The following is an 18,548-nucleotide window of genomic DNA, read 5'->3' as shown; positions in this document are numbered from 1 at the left end:
GAGAACTCATAAAACAACGCCGCTTGCGCTTTCTGCTTCGCTCCCATCATCGCTAAATTCCCCGTTGTAATAGGGAAATTGAATCAGCCGATGGCCTTCAAATCAAGAAGACTTTTTCAACAGAATTGGAGCAAAGTACCGGTTGCTGCACTGTGCACGAAGGGTCGCTGTCGGTGCCGCAGACCATTTCGCAATGCGGGTGATCTGCGGCAGCACCTTTAAGTGCGTTGCTTGTAATAGGTGTCCTTGTGCACAATTAGCCCATCCTTGAAGGTCAGGATATCTACGCTAAGATATTCTTCGGTTGTTCCATCTCGGTGGCGTGCTGTGCGGCGGTATTCGCAATAGGCCTTCGTCGCGGTCAACGCGCAGTCAAGCGTTTCCCAGTTTACGTTTTCCACCTTCTCAAAAAGCCCGGAAAAGACGCCACGGATCACATCCGCACCTTCAAAACGAACTCCGTGCGCGTCTGGGCCGACGGCATGGTCAAAGATTGCATCAGGAGAAAAGTATCTCATTACGGCGTCAATGTCATTTGCGTTAAAGGCGTCGCCAACGGCATCCACTAATTCACGTGTAAGGTCTGTCATATCGTTATCCTTTCAGGCCAAGCATGGCACAGGTTTTGGCAAAGAATGGGCTGGCGGGGTCAGCCAGCACGTTGAGTTCGTCGAAGTGGTCCACGTTCGGCACCACATACATTTCCATGGGCCGCTCATCGGTTGCAAACTTGTCTTGGTACATTTGCGACTGGCGATGAAACTCATCTGTTTCGGCCCCACCGACGACAACCATTTGCGGAGCGTTTGTCACCGGCGAATGATTGATCATCGGGCTTTCGGCGCTTGCTTCTGCAGTGTCCATCTTGAGGTTCGCGTTAAGTGCAAGGGTCAGGCGTACCGGCTCCAAATAACTGAGCGGGGAGACAGGAATGCCCGATTTTATGAGGTCTGCCGACAAGGCGGCCTCGCGGGCAGGCCAGTCGGTGGCCATCATCATCTGGGTCAGATGCCCTCCTGCGGAATGGCCCATAACCGTGATCCGGTCGCGGTTGATGCCCATCTTTGGGGCCTCGTGCCAGATATAGGTCAGCGCCTCGCGGAGCTCCTCAGAGATGCGCGTCATCGTGACAGATGGGCACAGATCATAGCCAACGACCACGACATTGACCCCCGCTTGTACAAAGGCAGTCGCCAAGAAACTGTAGATTGATTTATCGCCACGCTGCCAATACCCGCCATGGATCCAAATCAAGGTCGGCGCATTTGCGTCGCCGCAGCGAAACACATCCAGCAATTGCTTTTCGCCGTCCGCATACCGCACGTCCAAAAGGCAATCGAGTGTATCACGGGCCGCCTGACTGGCCGCGATCCAGCGGGGGATCACGGTTTCCTCGTAATCGGGGCGGCCCGCGCGTAGGTTATACTGTGCGTCGAACCAATCAGGATCGTGCCCTTCGTGAAAAGTGAGAGGATCGGTCATGCAGGTATCTCCGGTTGGGGCGCAGCAAAGAAAGTGCCGCGACAATAGACAAGCGGGGCGCCGGGCTGATGGGTGTAGTTTTCCACCAGCCCTAGCAGGATTTCGTGGTCTTCCGCATCGATACGGGCGCGCACGGTACAGTCGAGCTGTGCCGAGGCACCGGGTAACAGCGGCGCACCTTCGGTATTGGCGTGCCACAGCGTGCCATCAAAACGGTTCTCGACATTGCTGGCAAAATGCAGCGCGAGGTCTTTTTGATCCGCTGCCAGAATGTTCACCGCAAAGCTCGATGTGTTCGCAAGCGTTGAGAAAGCGCGGCCGGTCTTGGCAATGCAGACCGAAATGACAGGTGGCTCTAACGATACTGATGTAAACGAATTGGCCGTCAGCCCCCATGGTTGGCGATTACTGTCAAAGGCTGTCACAATGGTAACGCCTGTTGGAAAGCTACCAAGGGCGCGGCGATAGTCTTTGGGGTCCATCAGATCACCCCCTCGGATGCGCAGGCTTTTTCAAGGGCCGTCCATTCGTCGGGGTTCGTTCCAAAATGGCGCATCACGTGGTCGCGGTAGGCCGGTCTTTCTGTCAGGCGTTGGTACCATGCCTCGACATGCGGCAAGGAAGGACGGTCCACATCGACATTGAAATAGCGATAGGCGATACAACCCAGCGGGATGTCTGCCATCGTAAAGGTGCTGCCACAGACGTAATCACGTTCGGCTAAGTGCTTGTCCAAAATGCTCAGTGCGTCATGCGCTTCGTCCCGAAGGCCCGCGATTTTGGCAGGGTCACGGTCATCGGGAGGCGTGCGGACTATTGCAAAGAACAAATAGATCACAGGCATAAATGCCTTGCTGGCGGACCATTCCATCCACTGATCCGCGAGCGCACGGGTTTGCGGGTCTTCTGGGCTAAGGCCCCCGGCGTCATAGCGGTCACATAGGTAACGCACGATAGCGAGGCTTTCCCAGAGCGCAAAATCACCATCCCTGATCGCGGGGATCATGCGATTGGGGTTGATCAATGCGTATTCTGGAGTGTCCAGCTTGCCAAAGCTGCCACCAGCCAGTTGCAGCGTATACTCTAACCCCAGCTCATTAGCGGCCCAGATCACAGGGATCACATTGGACGAATATGGCCTCCCCCAAATCTCAAGCATCAACCAGCTCCCGTTTTTGCGCAATTGACTGGGTGCCAAAACGCGGCACCACATGTTCGAACAGCCGGTGCCAGCTTGCGAGGATCTTCTCGTATGGGACGCCAGTGTACTGCTGCATTAACATCAAATGATCGAGGCCAGAGTTTTCTTGTCGTTCTGCGATCCGGTCGGCCACAAATTCGGCGTCGCCAACCATAATGATTCCCCGCTTGTTCAGGAAATCGAACCAGTCGCTGTCTTCATCCTCCGGCGTCATTTCTTCGCCGATGTCGAGGTATCCGTGCTTGGTCCACTCCCCCGCAGGACGCGAACCGCCTAGGAATTCGTAATAGGCGTTGATCGAAGGGCGGATGGTGTTGACCGCTTCCGCCATGCTTTCGCCGACATAGAAGGCAGTGCAGACACCGACGCCTTCGCCCAAAGCCACGTCGCGACCTGTGCTTGCAGCCAAAGCTTCCCGATACGGTTCCCAGCAGGCGCGCGTGCGTTTGACGCCGGCCGCCATGGAGATCACCCCCCAGCCTTTGTCGCCTGCCAGCTTGAAAGTAGGGGGGGCATTGGACATCAGCCAAACAGGCGGGTGTCCGTCCTGATAGGGTCGTGGGTGGACGTACATCGCTTTATAGGTACCGTCTTCATCGTGATAACGCGGGTCAAGCGGTTTGAAGAAGCGGTTGGTTTCCTTCCAACCCGGCACAGGAAATTCATAGAACTCGCCCTTGTGGGTGAATGCCTCGTTGGTCCAAGCCTTCAGGATCACCTCAAGGCTTTCTTGATAAAGCCGCATGACCTTGCCGTTGTCGCGGCGGTCTGCATCGGTGTTGAACTGGATGGTTGAGCGCTCGTTGATGCCCTTGGCCACGCCAAAATCTACACGCCCCAGTGACATGTTATCCAACATTGCCACATCCTCGGCCACCCGCAGCGGATGCCAGTCGGGCAGGATGATAGGCGCCGTACCGACCCGCAGCTTTTTGCAATGGGCAGCGACATGGGTGCACATCTGCACAGGGTTGGGTGGCGCGTTCATGTACCCGTTGTGGGCAAAGTGATGTTCGGTGAACCACGCGGTGGTAAAGCCTGCGTCCTCAGCCAGCGAACACTGCTCAAGGATCATCTCAAGTGTTCGCGTCCAAGGGATGGTTTCCCCGGGACTGAAATTCGCGATTAGATCAAAACGCATGGCACTACCTCTAAATAGATCGACTCAGGAATAGTTGAATTATACTACATAATTCAACTTGATTGAATTTCACATAAGAAATCAACTACTATTTTGCATGAACAAAAATGACTTCCCAGATGCGGCCGCACGCCTTGGTGCTGAAATCCGCGAAGTGCGCAAGGCGCGCGGCTTGACACTCAACACTCTTAGCGCGCAACTGTCTTGTTCGACGGCTTACCTCAGCCGGATCGAATTGGGCAGTGCGCGGGTCTCGGATGCGTTGCTGCAAGAGATCGGTAAAGTACTACACGTCGATCCTGCATGGTTTTTCCCTGCCCAGTCTGGCGACGGTCCGCTGGAACGCTACCACATCGTGCGCGCCGAAAACCGCAGGCAATTGTCTGACATGTACACCCGCAGCGAGGCGGAAATGGGATTTCGCGATGAGCTGCTCTCCAGTACATTATCCGGCCAGTGCTATCTGATATTGTCCCGGTTCGCGCCCGGCAAAGGCACACCACCCGAACCGCTGGAAGGCTTCGTGTTTGAAGGTGAACAGCACGCCATTGTCATAACCGGAGAAGTTGAACTGCGCTTGGGCGATGAATTGATTGTGCTGCGGGCAGGCGACAGCTTTTCTTACCCTTCAATGATCGCCCACCGCTTCCGCAACCGAACAGATGAAGAAGCCACAATGGTTTGGGCCATGTCGCCCGTCAGGATAAGTTGGTAGCTCAGTAATATAGTGTTTAATGGTACTTTATGTGTTGCCAAATAAATGCAAATGCAGACGTTCGAATAACCAGAGCGAACGAGCGCTTTGTCCGCTTAGCCGATCTTCACTCGCTCGCTTCTTCCTCAACCACAACAGCTTCGGTCGCCGGATTGGCCGCGCCTTGGGTGACCAGTGCGCCGTCTTGCCATTCGCCTTCAGCGGTTTGGCCGGAGGCGGCGTAGGTCATGGTTCCGGTGCCTTGGCGGCGGCCTGAGCGGAATTCGCCCGAGTAGATGTCGCCGTTGGTGTAGGTTGCCACGCCGAGGCCGGAAATTTCGCCAGTGTCCCATTGGCCCTCATAGGTGAACCCGTCGGCCATGGTGATTTTGCCTGCGCCGTTGCGTTGGCCGCCTGCAAATTCGCCTTCATAAACCGTGCCGTCCGCGTAGGTGGCGGTGCCAAAGCCGCTGCGTTGGCCGTTTTCCCAAGTTCCGACATAGATGTAGCCGTCCGCGTAGGTCATGGTGCCTTGGCCGTGGTTTTTAGCGTTGAGGAATTCGCCTTCGTAGACGAGGCCATTGGCATAGGTCGCGATGCCAGTGCCGTTGATTACGCCGCCGTCCCAGCCGCCCTCGTAGGTTGAGCCATCGGGGTAGGTGATTTTGCCCGTGCCATGGGCGAGGTCGTCCATGAAGGTGCCGACGTAGTTAGAGCCGTCCGGATAGGTGACGTCGCCGTTGCCCTCAATCTGGCCCTCGGACCACTCACCTGCGTAGCGATAGCCGTCAGCGCCGGTGAACGTGCCGTCGCCATTGCGCAGGTCATTGGCAAAGCCGCCTGCGTAGACGTCGCCATTGGCGTAGGTGACGGTGCCGATGCCTTGGCGTTTGCCTGCCACGAGGTCGCCTTCGTAAATGTCACCGTTTGGTTGGGTCAGGCGGCCTTTGCCCTCGATCTGGCCAGCGGCCCACGTGCCTTCATATATAAGGCCGTCTGCCATGGTCAGTGTGCCGACGCCTTGGCGTTCGCCGTCTGCCAATGTGCCGACATAGACCGCGCCGTCAGGGTAAGTGATGGTGCCTTCGCCTTCTTTGACGCCGTTCACCCAGGGGCCTTCATAGATGTAGCCGCCGGGGGAGGTCATTTTGCCCTGGCCGTGGTGCATGGCGTTTCGGAAGTCGCCCTCATAGACGACGCCGTTTGCATAGCGTGCAATGCCGCGGCCTGTGATTTTACCGTCGAGCCAGTCACCCTCATAGGTGCCGCCATCGGCGAAGTTGATGACGCCGAAGCCTTCGGGTTTGCCGGCTGCGAACCGGCCTTCATAGATGGACCCGTTGGGGAATTGCGCTGTGCCTTCGCCGCGGATTTCGCCCTCAAACCATTCGCCTTCGTAGCGGTAGCCGTTGGGCAGCGTGTAGGCGCCTTGGCCGTGTTGCAACCCGTTGAGGAACTGGCCCTCGTAGATGCCGCCATCGTCGTATTGTTTGGTTTGCACAGATTGTGCGGCGGCGGGGGTGGCCAGCATGAGGGCGGCGAGCAGGTGAGGCGTGAAGCGCATCATGGGCGTTTGGTCTTTCGTTGAAATATTTGCGCTACGTTAAGCGTTGACGCGGGCCAATTCAACGGGCGTTCTGCGGCTTCGGCTTTCCCTTGCCGCTCTGTCGGATTAGATGGGGGGAAGACCGATGAAAGGCCACACAATGACAGACCGTTTTCGCGTAACACTGGCGCAATTGAACCCCACTGTCGGGGATATTGCGGGCAATGCCGCCAAAGCACGCGATGCTTGGGCGCAGGGGCGTAATGCGGGCGCAGATATGGTGCTGCTGCCTGAGATGTTTTTGGTGGGCTATCAGACGCAAGATTTGATCCTGAAGGCCGCGTTTGAGCGTGATGCGATGGCGGCATTGGATCAGTTGATGGCGGAGTGTGCGGATGGGCCGATGCTGGGGATTGGTGGGCCGTTGCGTGAGGGTGACAAGCTGCGCAATGCGTATTTCATCCTAAAGGGCGGCAAGGTGGTTTCCACCACGCGCAAATATTTCCTGCCTAATTTCAATGTCTTCGACGAGGTTCGCCTGTTCAGCCGTGCAGACATGCAAGGCCCATGGGACGCGGGCCCGTTGCGAGTTGGAACGCCGATTTGCGAGGATTCTTGGTACCCGGATGTGTGCGAAGCGATGGTTGAAAGCGGTGCCGAGGTGCTAATGGTGCCGAACGGCAGCCCATACTTTCGCAGCAAGCATGACGTGCGGATGAACCAGATGGTTGCACGGGTCACGGAATGTGATGTTCCGCTTGTCTATCTGAATATGGTGGGTGGTCAGGACGACCAGATTTTTGACGGCGGTTCGTTCGTGTTGAACCGTCATGGCGCGCTGGCTGTTCAGATGTCTTGGTTTGAAGAGGCAATTGCCCACGTTGATTTCGTTCAAACCAACGAAGGTTGGGTCGCCGAAGACGGCGAGAAGGCGTTGGAGCCGGACAGCATGGAGACCGATTACGCGGCGATGGTCATGGGGCTGCGCGATTACATGGGCAAGACGGGCTTCAAGAAAGTGCTGCTTGGCCTGTCTGGTGGCGTGGATTCGGCCATTGTTGCGGCGATTGCTGCGGATGCGTTGGGGCCGGAAAACGTGCGCTGTGTGATGTTGCCGTCCGAGTACACATCGGAAGGGTCATTGACGGATGCCAAGGCAGCGGCAGCCGCGCTGGGCGTTAAATATGACATCGTTCCGATTGGACCGACCCGAGCAACCGTGACCGAGACGCTCGCGCCGTTGTTTGAGGGGTTGGATGAAGGGCTAACTGAAGAAAACATCCAGAGCCGTATTCGCGGGCTTTTGTTGATGGCGCAGTCCAACAAGTTTGGTGAAATGCTGCTGACGACGGGCAATAAATCAGAGGTCGCGGTGGGCTATGCTACGATCTATGGGGATATGGCCGGTGGATATAACCCTATCAAAGACCTGTATAAAACGCGGGTATTTGATATTTGTCGCTGGCGGAATGCGAACCACCGTCCGTGGATGAAGGCACCGAGTGGCGAGATGATCCCCGTTGCGATCATTGATAAGCCGCCAAGTGCCGAGCTACGTGATGACCAGAAGGACAGCGACAGCCTGCCGGAATATGATGTGCTTGATGGCATCCTGACGATGCTGGTGGATGACGAAGCAAGCGTCGCGGCTTGCGTTGCAGCTGGGTATGATCGCGATGTGGTTAAGAAGATCGAACATTTGCTGTATATCAGCGAGTACAAGCGTTTTCAGTCCGCACCGGGCCCGCGTTTGTCGATGAAGGCGTTCTGGTTGGACCGCAGGTATCCGATTGTGAACCGCTACCGCGACGAGGGCTAAGCAAGCCGCCAAGATTTCATCGGAACGCCATACGGAAGGCAGATTTGCCGACCAAACCAGCGGGGAGAGCAAACCGATGGTCCTGATGGAAAAAGAAAACGAACCACTTCGTGTTACGACCTATGGCAACCCTCCTGGTTTGAACGTCGAGACGTTCTTTCGGAGGGATTTTCAGGTGTTGGCGATGGTTGTGATCACCCCGTTTTTTATCTTGGGCGCTGATAGCGTGCCTATGTTTGCAAGGTTGCTGTCGTTCTTGATCTGCTGGGGCGCGGTTGGCTTTTACATCCGTTGGAACACCAAGACCCACAGGCCGATGGCTTTTGAGGCCGATCGTACTGGGTTTCGAATTAAGGGCGGGCGTCTTCGTCATTGGAACACGTTTCTAGGGGTATCTGTTGAGCGCCATGTTGTTAAAGCGCGTGCGGAGCGGCAGGCCAACAACGTGCGCGCAGTTTCGATTTGGGAACGGCTTGGGTTTTTAGTGGGGCGGTACTGACCTTTTCGTTCTTGTCGAAAGTGAACAGCGCCCCAACCGCCGCACGCCACGGGTTTTTCCAGTCTTAGCCTTAGTTTGGACCGGTTTTCCCGCTTGTTTGGGCGGGATCAATTTTAGGTGGATAAAAATGGACCCTCTTATTCTTTACCCAAGCCAAGACCGTTTGAAGGTTGCGATGATTGCGGCTGCCGTAATGGTGGGATTGCCGTTCTTGATTGGGTCGGTTGGCCTTGGGGTGTTCATTCCGTTTTATTCAACGCTGGCGTTGTTTGCGATGGGCGGCGGCGTGGTCTTGTTTATTAACGTAATGAAGATGAAAGCGCGCAAAGAGCCGACATTTGCGGCGGATGCGATGGGGTTTTCTATTCGTGGTGGCCGCAAGCAGAGTTGGGATGAATTTAAGGGTGCGGATACGTATCCGTTTGATACGGCAATCAAACTTGGCGTCGGCAACTCGGCCTTGAAGCCAAATGTTGAGATTAAGACGCTTGAGCTGAGCGGACCTGCGCGGCTGATGGTCGAGCAGATCGAACAATATGCAGCGCAAGCGAAACGTGCGGCTGTGATGGGGAATTCTGTCACACTTGGCGCGACACGTGATCGGCGTGCAAACATTCTCCCTGCAACGCTGGAAGAGGCTGTTCGTGTTCTGCCGCCAGAGCAGAAGGCGAAGGCGGACGAGACAGGGTTCTTGCCGATTGAGCTTTATCCTGGTGGGACGGGGCGGCGGAACGCGCTTATTGGTGCCGGAGGGGCGCTTTTCTTTGCCCTTCAGCTTGGCACTTGGACGCGGGCAGATTCATTGCCCTATTTGATGTGGGTCTTCCTTGGGCTTGCTGTCATGACGATTGTTCCGACCATTTTGACATTTGTGCAGCCCGTGCCGAGCTTTGCTGCGGATCGCGAGGGGTTTTCGGTAAAGGGAAAGCCAAAGAAGGGCTGGGACGAATTCAAAGGTGTGAAGGTTCAGACGGTTCGCTATCTGTTTTTCCCACTCGCCAAGAATGTCATTATCAAAACTGGTAAGACTGTTCTTGGGCGGAGCTATTCGATTTCGCGGGTTCATCAAAGTGGACCAGCTGAGGAAATGGCAGCTGAGATTGCGGCCTATGCGCGGGCGGCCCAATTGGCGCCGGCCCCACGTGTGGCGCATGCGGACGTCCGTATGGAAGCACCACGCCCAGTTCAACAGCCTGTGTTTGCGCCCGAAGCCGTGCGGCCAGAACCGCTGCACGACTTTGGTTTGCGGCCCAAGCAGCCGCAGAGCGCAGCGCAACCTGTCACGAAGCAAAGTGACCCGCTTATGGCGCGGGTTCAGGGGGCAGGGGGCGCTATTGAAAGCGTGCCGAGCCTTGGCGAGCGGATTTTCGGCCGTCGTAAAGTGATTTGAATAGGTTCCTGTGCTAAGCTTTCCGAACAGAGGGCTAAGCATGGTGGACGCAAAGAACAAAACCCAAGCAACAGACGTGGATGTTCGTGCATTTTTGGACGCAGTTGAACATCCGGTGCGCCGTGCGGATGCACTTGTTCTGGACGCGCTGTTTCGCAAGATAACCGGCTGGCAGCCCAAGATGTGGGGTCCGACGATTGTTGGCTACGGATCCTATCACTACAAATACGACTCCGGCCGCGAAGGGGACTGTAACGCCACCGGGTTTAGCCCGCGCAAGGCGTCGCAAAGCATCTACATCATGCCAGGGTATCAGGAGTACGATGAAATCCTATCGCGATTGGGCAAGTACAAGATCGGGAAGGCCTGTCTGTATGTGAACAAGCTCGCCGATATCGACATAGACGTTCTGGAAGAGCTGATCCGCGCGGGGCTGCGTGATTTGTCAAAGATTTATCCGGTCAGCCCGACCTGAACGACGGCAGGCGATTGTGGACATTGATGCGCGGGTATGAGAAAGGCTCGTGGACCCTTTCAGACGGACATAAATGCCATGACAACGACCCGTTTCGCGCCTTCCCCAACAGGCTATTTGCACATCGGTAACTTGCGCGCTGCGCTGTTCAACTACGCGATTGCGCGTCAGGCAGGCGGCGAGTTCATTCTGCGGATTGATGATACGGATCCTGAGCGGTCCAAGCAGGAATATATCGACGCCATCATGGAAGACCTGACGTGGTTGGGGATTTCTTGGGACCGGATCGAATACCAATCCAAACGGTTGGAGCGTTACGACGCAGCCAAGCAGCGCCTGATTGAGATGGGGCGTTTGTACGAATGCTTTGAGACTCCGGTTGAGCTGGATTTAAAGCGCAAGAAGCAGCTGAACATGGGCAAGCCGCCTGTATACGACCGCGCGGCTTTGGCGTTGTCTGAGGACGAAAAAGACGCGCTGCGGGCCGAGCGTGGTGGATCGCACTGGCGGTTTAAGCTGGATCACAAACGGATCGAGTGGACGGACGGGATTATTGGCGACATTTCGATTGATGCAGCGTCGGTGAGTGACCCTGTATTGTTCAAGAACGACGGGCAGATCCTGTACACGCTTGCCTCCGTTGTGGATGACACGGAAATGGGCGTGACCAATGTTGTGCGCGGGTCGGACCATGTGACCAACACAGCGACACAAATTCAGATGATCGAAGCGCTGGATGGGACGGTGCCAAGCTTTGCGCACCATTCGCTTTTGACGGGCCCGCAGGGTGAGGCCTTGTCCAAGCGCCTTGGTACGCTTGCGCTGCGCGATTTGCGTAAGAATGGCGTCGCACCTATGGCGATTATGTCCTTAATGGCGCGTCTTGGATCAAGCGATCCCGTTGAGCTGCGCGAGAGCGTGGATGAGGTTGTGGCGGGTTTCGATTTGACGAAATTCGGCTCGGCGCCGACGAAGTTTGACGCCGAAGATTTGGGCCCGCTGACTGCGCGCTGGTTGTCTGCGCGTCCTTACAGCGAGGTTTCAGAGGCGGTGAACGCACTTGGCGTACCTGCCGATTTGGGCGAGCGGTTCTGGAATGTCGTGCGCGAAAACATCGCGTCCTTGGACGAGATGGGCGATTGGTGGGCGGTGTTCCGTGATGGTGCGAAACCGCAGATCGCCGATGAAGACGCGGAGTTTATCCCGCAGGCTTTGGCATTGTTGGGCGAGCCGCCCTATGCCGATGACACATGGGGCGTTTGGACGTCAGCCGTGAAAGAGGCCACGGGCCGTAAGGGTAAGGGGCTGTTTATGCCGCTGCGCCACGCGGTTACAGGGCGTACACGCGGGCCGGAAATGGCGGATGTGATGCCGCTGTTGCAGGTTAAGCCAAAGGCCTGATTTCTAGCGAAAGATCCGCGATTGCGTCGTCGACGCAGGCGCGGGTTTGCGCAGAGAGGGGTTGTGCACGCGGGTAAAGCGGGCTGTCGCGGTCGTTTAAGACCGGACCCCAACCTGCTGTTGTTTCAAAGAAGTGTATCGGCCCAGCTTCGCCCATCAGGGTCGAGTAGCCGGCGATCACCACATCAAGATAACTAAGCAGGATCGGGTGGCCCGTGCTGGGCGGCGCGGTGTGGTCTGGGTTTGCCTCATAGACGGCGGTTTGGCTGGTGAACTGATCCGTTACATCGCGCCGGTTGTAGGCGTGTTCGCGCAGGTCGAGTGCGGCCCAATCCGCATCGGGGACTTGGGCAGTGATGCCGTGCAGCGTGGTTTTCGGGCAAGGTTCAACGGACAGGAAAGCCACGGGGCGGGCTTTGGCATGGCACCACACGCGCCGCCATCCGACCAGTTGTGCGGGCGTCGGGTCGGGGTAGACGTGCGTGGCGAGGTTAACGAGGCTGCCATAGCCGAAAAAGCGGGGATTGGTCATTCGCGTGCCCTTAAGATTTGTGCCGGTTTCGCGGCGAGGGGTGGCCAGGCGAAGGCAAGGCCCGCGACCAATGTGGCCCCCATGCCGCCAAGGATGATGATGCCGGCCGAGGACCAGATCGGCGTGAATTCGGATTCCATAATGAAGGTGCTAACGGCCCAGCCACCGGCGATCCCCGCCGCAAGTGCGACGAGACCTGCCGCCAACCCAAGAAGGGCAGCGCGTAGGGCAAAGCTGCGCAAAATGGTGGCGCGGGAGGCCCCTAGGGTTTTCAGCACCGCGGCTTCATAGGTGCGGGCGCGGATGCCTGCGGCGGCGGCCCCGATCAGCACAAGGAACCCAGTGACAAGTGTGGCAAGCGCGCCGTAGCGGGTGGCGGCGGAAATACCGCCGAGAAGCTGCACGACTTGGTCAATTGCGTCGCGCACGCGGATCGCCGTGATGTTGGGGTAGGCGGTGGCGAGGTCGCGCAAGATGGCGGCTTCGGCGCTCGGTTCGGAGTAGACGGTGCTGATCCACGAATGGGGCGCGCCTTGCAGGGCGGCGGGGTTCATGGACATGATGAAGCCCATGCCTGCATCTTCGAACGAGACTTCGCGAAAGCTGGCGATTGAGGCCTCAATATCGCGGCCAAGGATGTTGGTGGTGATGGTGTCCCCTATCTTGAGGCCCATCTCCAAGCCCTCTTCGGCGGCGAAACTGATGAGCGGTGGGCCCGCGTAGTTCTCGGGCCACCAGTCGCCTTCGGTGATGATCGTGCCATCGCCAGGTTCAGCGGAATAGGTGATGCCGCGATCGCCGCGCAGGACCCAGTGGTCGGTGTATTCGCGGGCTGGGATACCGTTGATTTGGGTGATGATGCCGCGCAACATTGGGGCGGCCTCGTAGCGGGAGACTTGGTCATCACTGTCGAGGCGGGTGCGAAAGCCGTCGATTTGATCGGGCTGGATGTCGACGAAAAAGTAGCTTGGCGCGACGTCGGGTAGCTCGTTCGCGATGGAGCCGCGCAGATTGCCGTCAATCTGACCGACAGCGGCAAGCACCGCGAGGCCGAGGCCGAGGGAGAGGACCACGGATGTTGTTTCACCGCCGCGTTCACCGATTGAGCTGAGGGCTGCGCGCAGTGCGGGGCGACCACGACTGAGGCGGCGGAACCGCCCCGCCGTCCAGCGGGCAACGGCAGCGGCGGCGACCAGCAGGGTGAGGGCGAAGAGGATGCCGCCCGCGGTCCACAGGGTTAGGAACGCGGTGCCAGAGAACAGGATCGCCGTGCCAATGAGCGTAGCGAGCAGCAGGAGCGTCGCGACGAGGTATTTGAGGGCAGGCAGGGTGTTGCCTGCGCCGAATGCGTCGCGGAATAGAGTCGCGGGTTTGATGTCTTCGGTGCGCGCGAGGGGCCAGAGCGTGAAGATGAGGGCGGCGAGGATGCCGTAGATTGCGGCCTCAAACAGGGGGGCGGCGTGCAGAGTGAAGTCGGATGGGATGGGTAGGCGGGCCTCGATGATCGGGGCGAAGGCGAGGGGGATTGCTGCGCCGAGGATTAGGCCGAGGGCAACGCCGACGAGGGTGAGGGTGCCGATTTGCAGGAAGTAAGTCAGAAAGATCGTGCGTCGCGTGGCGCCGAGGGTTTTCAGGATGGCGATGACGGGGGCTTTGCCGCTGAGATAGGAGCGCACGGCGGAGGATACGCCAACGCCGCCCACAGCCAAGCCAGACAGCCCGATGAGGATCAGGAATGCGCCGATACGGTCAACGAAACGTGCAACTCCGGGGGCACCCGCGCGGGCGTCGCGCCAACGCAGGCCGGAATCTGCGAATTGGGTTTCAGCCTCGGTTTCGAGAACTGCGAGGTCGGCATCGTCGGGCAGATCGAGACGATAGTTGCTTTCCATCAAGGTGCCCGTTGCCAGAAGGCCAGAATTTTCGAGGTCTTCCAACAGGACCAGCGTGCGCGGGCCAAGGCCGAAACCACCGCCGGAATTGTCGGGGTAGGACACAAGGATCGCGGAAAGCGTGAAGGTTTGATCGCCCAAGTTGAAGGTGTCGCCCGCGGTTAGGCCGAGGCGATCTGCGAGGACACGTTCAAGGACGGCGCCGGGGTGGGTCGCGTCGCCTGCGAAGGCCTGCGCGAGGGGCATGGGCGGGTCGAGGGTGGTTTCACCGATGAGGGGGTAGAGGTCATCCACTGCTTGGACTTGGGTCAGGCCGCGTTCGACTGTATCGCGGTTCACCACGACCATTGAACGGAAATCGGTGGTTTCGGAAACTCGGGATGCGATTGACGTCATCCATGCGCGTTCATCATCGTCCGCGAAACGGTAGGTGAAGCGCACGACGGCATCGCCGCCGAGGAGGGATGCGCCTTCGGCCTCAAGCCCCGCTTGAATGGACGCACGCACGGTTCCGACGGCGGCGATAGCAGCCACACCAAGGGCGAGGCAGGCAAGGAAAATGCGAAAGCCGTGCAAGCCACCGCGCAATTCGCGTTTGGCGAAGGTCCACGCGAGTTTGAAGTGCGCGCGGTTCATTCAGCTGCGGCCCGAAGGGTGTCGATGCGTCCATCGCGAAGGCGGATCACGCGGTCACAACGGGCCGCGAGTTCGTTGGAATGGGTCACCATTATCAAGGTCGCGCCATGTTGTTCGCGCAAGCCAAACAGCATGTCGATGATCGCCGCGCCATTGGTTTCATCAAGGTTTCCAGTGGGTTCATCCGCCAGCAGAAGTTTCGGACGGCTGACAGAGGCGCGGGCGAGGGCGACGCGCTGTTGTTCGCCGCCTGACATTTGCGCGGGGTAGTGATCGGCGCGATTGGCAAGGCCAACGGCGGCGAGTTCATCTGCCGCCCGTGCAAAAGCGTCACCGACACCAGCGAGTTCCAGCGGGGTGGCGACGTTTTCAAGGGCAGTCATTGTGGGAATGAGGTGGAAAGACTGGAACACGACCCCCATATTGTCCCTACGAAAGCGGGCAAGGTCATCTTCACCCAACGACGTGATGTCAGTGCCAAGCGCTGTGATAGACCCCGTTGTTGCGGTTTCCAGCCCGCCCATGAGCATCAGGAGAGACGATTTGCCAGATCCACTTGGCCCGACCAGCCCCAAAGTTTCCCCCGTCGCGACGGACAGCGAAATGTCGTGCAGGATGTCGACCGTTCCGGCATTGCCGCTAAGGGACAGGGAAACATCGGAGAGCATGAGGGCATCTGTCATTGGCACGGCCTTTGGTAAAATCACATCCTTTGGATATGGGGTATATCGCGCTGGTCGCAACCTTTGTTTGGGGATGATTTTAGCCGTTGGCGCGGCACAGGCGGAAACTGTGACGATTGCGGCGCTGGGGGATTCATTGACGCAGGGCTATGGGCTGCCGATTGAAGACGGTTTTGTTCCGCAGTTGGAGGTTTGGCTGCAGGGGCAGGGCGCGGATGTTGAGGTGATAAATGCGGGCGTTTCTGGCGACACAACTTCGGGCGGGTTAAGCCGTGTTGCGTGGACGCTGACGCCTGATGTGGACGCGATGATTGTGAACCTTGGCGGAAATGATTTGTTGCGTGGGATCGACCCTGCGGTGAGCCGTGCGAACTTGGACGGGATTTTGAGTGCGGCGAGCGAGGCCGGTGTTGAGGTGTTGTTGGTGGGGTTGGATGCGCCGTCGAACTATGGGCCAGCCTATGAAGTCGCGTTTGAAGGGATGTATCCGGAGTTGGCAGAGGCACATGGTGCGGAGCTGTACGAGAACTTCTTTGCGCCACTGAATGCGGGTGACGACATTAACGCGGCACGTGCGCAATACATGCAGGCAGACGGTATTCATCCGAATGCTGATGGCGTCGACCAAATCGTGCAAGGCATCGGCCCTGCGGTTCTTGGCCTGATTTCCGAGTAACCTAACGTGAACATGGACCTATGCCGGGCGGAGCGCTAGCGTGAAGGCGTAACCAACAAGGAGAACCGTTATGTCTAGTTCCATCGCAAAAGTCACCGAAGTCATCTGTTCCTCGTCCAAGTCATTCGATGACGCTGTCGAGAACGGCATTAAGCGTGCATCCAAGACCCTAAAGGGCATCTCGGGGGCTTGGGTTGCGGACCAGAAGGTTACAGTGAAAGATGGCAAGATCGACGAGTACCGCGTTGTGCTGAAGCTCACGTTCGTTCTGGAAGACTAAAAAATTTGGGCGTTGCGGACACGCAGCGCCCATTCTCGCAGCGATTTTATGGTGTGGGAACGAAGGCGGGCGTTTCCCCTCCCGCTTGATTTACGCGGCGGATAATCTCTGTGTGAAATCACTGGGGATAATCATGTTTAAGTTCTTGTTCGAAAAAGTCGGCGGCAAAGCTAAGGTTGAAACCCAACGTAACACGGTTGCCCGTGCGGTAGACGAGTTGAACAGCGTTTTGGCGTTGATGGCAGACAAGCCAGTTGTTGGCGTTGATCTGAACACGGGCCTTATCTCTGTCGAGTTGCCGGAACAGATGCCGGATGAAGCATTGGCGCTGCCTGCACCTGACCCTGTCGAGGAAACGGTCGAAAACGTCAAAGACGAAGCTGCCTAAACCAATAAATCGAGCAGAAACGAAAAAGGGCGGTACCCGTGGGTACCGCCCTTAACTTTGGCCAAAAGGCCAAAAGCTTATGCGAGTGCGAGGTTAACCGCAGACTCACGACCGTCGCGGCCAGCTTCAACGTCAAAAGTTACCTTTTGATCGTCTGCCAGACCTGTGAGGCCGGAACGCTCAACAGCGGAAATGTGAACGAAAACGTCCTTGCCGCCAGTTTCAGGAGCGATAAAGCCGAAGCCTTTTGTTGTGTTGAACCATTTGACTGTACCGTTGGCCATGTCATGTCTTCCTTATATTATGTTGCCCGCGAAGTGCGGCAACCGTGGCGTAGTCAGTGCTAGATCGAAGAACTGTAAGCCTTGATAGGAAGACAGAGGGTCGAGATAGAATAACGTTTGCAAGGCTCATATGGGGCAGGAACGGTTGTTTGACAAGGGGAAAGGCCATTCTTAGCCATGGGTGGCAAATTCCCGCCAAGGTTGAATGGGCTTGCGGTTTGGGGGGCTTGGGTGTCTTAGGGGTGGGAAAAAGTTAAGGATTACAAAGATGCGCTGGGATGAACTAATGGATCGCGCGGGCGGCGTTTGCGAGTTTTGCGGCGCGTCCGAGGGGCTGGTGAGTGTTGATGTCCCGCCCGAGGATCAGGTTCTGCTCTGCCCGTCTTGTCGCGGAGAGGGTGATGTTCCTAGCGCACATTGGCGCTGTCTTGAGGGGGCGATGTGGTCTGGTGAACCGTCCGTTCAGATCGCCGTTTGGCGTAAACTTGGCGAAATTGACGAGATGTGGGCCTCTGACGCGCGCGAAAGCATGATGATGGAGCCAGAAGTTCTGGCGCGGGCGTCAGATGTTGCGCCAGTAGTGGAGCATTTTGACAGCAACGGGATGCGGCTGGAGCATGGCGATACAGTTGTGTTGATAAAAGACCTGCCCGTGAAGGGGGCTGGGTTTACGGCGAAACGCGGCACGGCCGTGCGCAATATCTCACTGGTGCCAGAAAATGCGGGACATATTGAAGGCAAGGTTGAGGGGCAGCGGATTGTTATTCTGACGGAATTTGTGAAGCGGAAGTGAGGGGGCTAGTCGCCAGATTTCGTCTTTTGGACTTCTTTACTAGCGGCAACGGACCTTAGTTTACTGAAGCGTGCCGCTCGAGTATTCCTTGAAATGTACCATTCATCAAAAAGAGATTCGATCAGTTCAATTAGAAGCTGAGCTTCGTCTGGTTCGACTGAAACAATAACGCCGATATCTTTCTCCATGTGCGCACCGATATTTCCAATTTTTCGCACATGGTCAATTGCTTCGACACTGTCGTCGGAAACTCCCTTGGGGGCATCATCAGCGTCAATACGCCGTTTAAGTTCTTTAATCTCGTCGATTAGACGTCCTTTTGAGATGCCACAGAAATCCCTAATCATCCCTTGGATGCAACGTCTCGCGAGAGTGGCCGATGCCTTCGGACTCAAGTCTTTAATCAGGCAGGCTTCCTCGTAGTCCTCTCTTAAAACCAAGGGGATATATTCAGGCTGAATTTTTGCGCGGCTGTCCGGAACGATCTTTTTGGAGAACGTTGTTTCCGGATCGTAGATATAGAATCCGTTTTGACCTTGCTTCGCCGTAATAATTTCTGTCGTTACTTGTACTTTTTTGCAACCTTCGTTGGAACACCCGACCGCGATTCCGCGCAGACCCATTGGACCCCCGGCACAGTCCTGGACTGAAAACGCGCTTTCGACCGTGCTTGTTTTGACCGAAGTCACAGTTTGATGAAGGCCGCAAAATGGACAGGTCCAGTTACTCATAGTAA

At 57.1% G+C, this 18,548-nt stretch carries 21 protein-coding genes; 10 read left to right on the top strand and 11 right to left on the bottom strand.

The genetic code is table 11. The features are described 5' to 3' along the window. Positions 1–218 precede the first annotated feature (218 nt). Genes OCA8868_RS16325 through OCA8868_RS16305 form a run of 5 tightly spaced genes read right to left on the bottom strand, consistent with a single transcriptional unit; the run spans position 219 to position 3,824 of the window. A complete protein-coding gene (locus OCA8868_RS16325) occupies positions 219–590 on the bottom strand; it encodes a nuclear transport factor 2 family protein (protein WP_093997660.1) in 372 nt (123 codons plus the stop codon). Between the two features lie 4 nt (positions 591–594). Then, positions 595–1,482 carry an alpha/beta hydrolase gene (locus OCA8868_RS16320; RefSeq protein ID WP_093997659.1) on the bottom strand — a complete coding sequence of 296 codons (888 nt, stop codon included), beginning with the start codon at positions 1,480–1,482 and terminating at the stop codon, positions 595–597. Beyond that, complete coding sequence (locus OCA8868_RS16315) at positions 1,479–1,964, bottom strand: flavin reductase family protein (RefSeq protein ID WP_093997658.1); 486 nt, start codon at positions 1,962–1,964, stop codon at positions 1,479–1,481. The genes OCA8868_RS16320 and OCA8868_RS16315 overlap by 4 nt, the downstream gene beginning before the upstream one ends. Beyond that, positions 1,964–2,641 (bottom strand): glutathione S-transferase family protein, encoded by a 678-nt coding sequence (locus tag OCA8868_RS16310; RefSeq protein WP_093997657.1) that lies wholly within the window; start codon positions 2,639–2,641, stop codon positions 1,964–1,966. Before OCA8868_RS16310 ends, OCA8868_RS16315 begins: the two co-directional genes overlap by 1 nt. After that, complete coding sequence (locus tag OCA8868_RS16305) at positions 2,634–3,824, bottom strand: LLM class flavin-dependent oxidoreductase (protein WP_093997656.1); 1,191 nt, start codon at positions 3,822–3,824, stop codon at positions 2,634–2,636. The genes OCA8868_RS16310 and OCA8868_RS16305 overlap by 8 nt, the downstream gene beginning before the upstream one ends. A 97-nt stretch (positions 3,825–3,921) precedes the next feature. Between OCA8868_RS16305 and OCA8868_RS16300 the strand changes: the two genes are divergently transcribed. Further along, positions 3,922–4,539, top strand: a complete 618-nt coding sequence (locus OCA8868_RS16300; protein WP_093997655.1) for a helix-turn-helix domain-containing protein — start codon at positions 3,922–3,924, stop codon at positions 4,537–4,539. 106 nt (positions 4,540–4,645) lie between these two features. On the opposite strand, the gene OCA8868_RS16295 is transcribed toward OCA8868_RS16300, so the two are convergent. Continuing rightward, entirely contained in the window at positions 4,646–6,085 is a 1,440-nt protein-coding gene (locus OCA8868_RS16295) for an MORN repeat-containing protein (protein WP_093997654.1), read from the bottom strand. 139 nt (positions 6,086–6,224) lie between these two features. On the opposite strand from OCA8868_RS16295, the gene OCA8868_RS16290 reads away from it, so the two are divergent. The 5 genes from OCA8868_RS16290 (at position 6,225) to gltX (ending at position 11,648) form a co-directional block, all read left to right on the top strand. Next, positions 6,225–7,883 (top strand): NAD+ synthase, encoded by a 1,659-nt coding sequence (locus tag OCA8868_RS16290; RefSeq protein ID WP_093997661.1) that lies wholly within the window; start codon positions 6,225–6,227, stop codon positions 7,881–7,883. Positions 7,884–7,968: 85 nt separating this feature from the next. Beyond that, positions 7,969–8,382, top strand: a complete 414-nt coding sequence (locus OCA8868_RS16285) for a hypothetical protein (protein WP_143849682.1) — start codon at positions 7,969–7,971, stop codon at positions 8,380–8,382. A gap of 127 nt (positions 8,383–8,509) precedes the next feature. Continuing rightward, positions 8,510–9,772 carry a hypothetical protein gene (locus OCA8868_RS16280; protein WP_093997652.1) on the top strand — a complete coding sequence of 421 codons (1,263 nt, stop codon included), beginning with the start codon at positions 8,510–8,512 and terminating at the stop codon, positions 9,770–9,772. A 40-nt stretch (positions 9,773–9,812) separates the two neighbouring features. After that, positions 9,813–10,247: a DUF1801 domain-containing protein gene (locus tag OCA8868_RS16275; protein ID WP_093997651.1), complete on the top strand. Its 435-nt coding sequence runs from the start codon at positions 9,813–9,815 to the stop codon at positions 10,245–10,247. A 78-nt stretch (positions 10,248–10,325) separates the two neighbouring features. Next, positions 10,326–11,648: a glutamate--tRNA ligase gene (gene gltX / locus OCA8868_RS16270; protein ID WP_093997650.1), complete on the top strand. Its 1,323-nt coding sequence runs from the start codon at positions 10,326–10,328 to the stop codon at positions 11,646–11,648. Here the strand turns inward: gltX and OCA8868_RS16265 are convergent. From OCA8868_RS16265 to OCA8868_RS16255, 3 genes are read right to left on the bottom strand one after another with little or no spacing between them, the layout of a single operon-like run. Continuing rightward, on the bottom strand, positions 11,632–12,180 hold the full coding sequence (locus OCA8868_RS16265; protein ID WP_093997649.1) for a gamma-glutamylcyclotransferase family protein: 549 nt from the start codon (positions 12,178–12,180) through the stop codon (positions 11,632–11,634). The genes gltX and OCA8868_RS16265 overlap by 17 nt on opposite strands. Continuing rightward, on the bottom strand, positions 12,177–14,708 hold the full coding sequence (locus OCA8868_RS16260; protein ID WP_093997648.1) for an ABC transporter permease: 2,532 nt from the start codon (positions 14,706–14,708) through the stop codon (positions 12,177–12,179). Before OCA8868_RS16260 ends, OCA8868_RS16265 begins: the two co-directional genes overlap by 4 nt. Next, on the bottom strand, positions 14,705–15,391 hold the full coding sequence (locus tag OCA8868_RS16255) for an ABC transporter ATP-binding protein (protein WP_093997647.1): 687 nt from the start codon (positions 15,389–15,391) through the stop codon (positions 14,705–14,707). Before OCA8868_RS16255 ends, OCA8868_RS16260 begins: the two co-directional genes overlap by 4 nt. On the opposite strand from OCA8868_RS16255, the gene OCA8868_RS16250 reads away from it, so the two are divergent. From OCA8868_RS16250 to OCA8868_RS16240, 3 genes are all read left to right on the top strand, one after another. Further along, positions 15,375–16,067 carry an arylesterase gene (locus OCA8868_RS16250; protein WP_093997646.1) on the top strand — a complete coding sequence of 231 codons (693 nt, stop codon included), beginning with the start codon at positions 15,375–15,377 and terminating at the stop codon, positions 16,065–16,067. The genes OCA8868_RS16255 and OCA8868_RS16250 overlap by 17 nt on opposite strands. A 70-nt stretch (positions 16,068–16,137) precedes the next feature. Further along, positions 16,138–16,347, top strand: a complete 210-nt coding sequence (locus tag OCA8868_RS16245; RefSeq protein WP_093997645.1) for a dodecin family protein — start codon at positions 16,138–16,140, stop codon at positions 16,345–16,347. Between the two features lie 133 nt (positions 16,348–16,480). Then, complete coding sequence (locus OCA8868_RS16240) at positions 16,481–16,735, top strand: hypothetical protein (protein ID WP_093997644.1); 255 nt, start codon at positions 16,481–16,483, stop codon at positions 16,733–16,735. 77 nt (positions 16,736–16,812) lie between these two features. Here OCA8868_RS16240 and OCA8868_RS16235 read toward each other — a convergent pair whose 3' ends face one another. Beyond that, the gene (locus OCA8868_RS16235) at positions 16,813–17,019 is read right to left on the bottom strand and encodes a cold-shock protein (RefSeq protein WP_015496137.1); all 207 of its coding nucleotides are present in this window, start codon (positions 17,017–17,019) and stop codon (positions 16,813–16,815) included. 268 nt (positions 17,020–17,287) lie between these two features. On the opposite strand from OCA8868_RS16235, the gene OCA8868_RS16230 reads away from it, so the two are divergent. After that, positions 17,288–17,812: a PhnA domain-containing protein gene (locus tag OCA8868_RS16230; protein ID WP_093997643.1), complete on the top strand. Its 525-nt coding sequence runs from the start codon at positions 17,288–17,290 to the stop codon at positions 17,810–17,812. A gap of 5 nt (positions 17,813–17,817) precedes the next feature. Here the strand turns inward: OCA8868_RS16230 and OCA8868_RS16225 are convergent, their stop codons facing one another. Further along, a complete protein-coding gene (locus OCA8868_RS16225; protein WP_218822691.1) occupies positions 17,818–18,543 on the bottom strand; it encodes a DUF4145 domain-containing protein in 726 nt (241 codons plus the stop codon). Positions 18,544–18,548: the final 5 nt, after the last annotated feature.

Source organism: Octadecabacter ascidiaceicola, assembly GCF_900185015.1.
In the GTDB taxonomy this organism is placed as follows: Bacteria; Pseudomonadota; Alphaproteobacteria; order Rhodobacterales; family Rhodobacteraceae; genus Octadecabacter; species Octadecabacter ascidiaceicola.
Note: the sequence above shows the minus strand (reverse complement) of the source record. Positions and strands in the feature narration are given on the sequence as shown.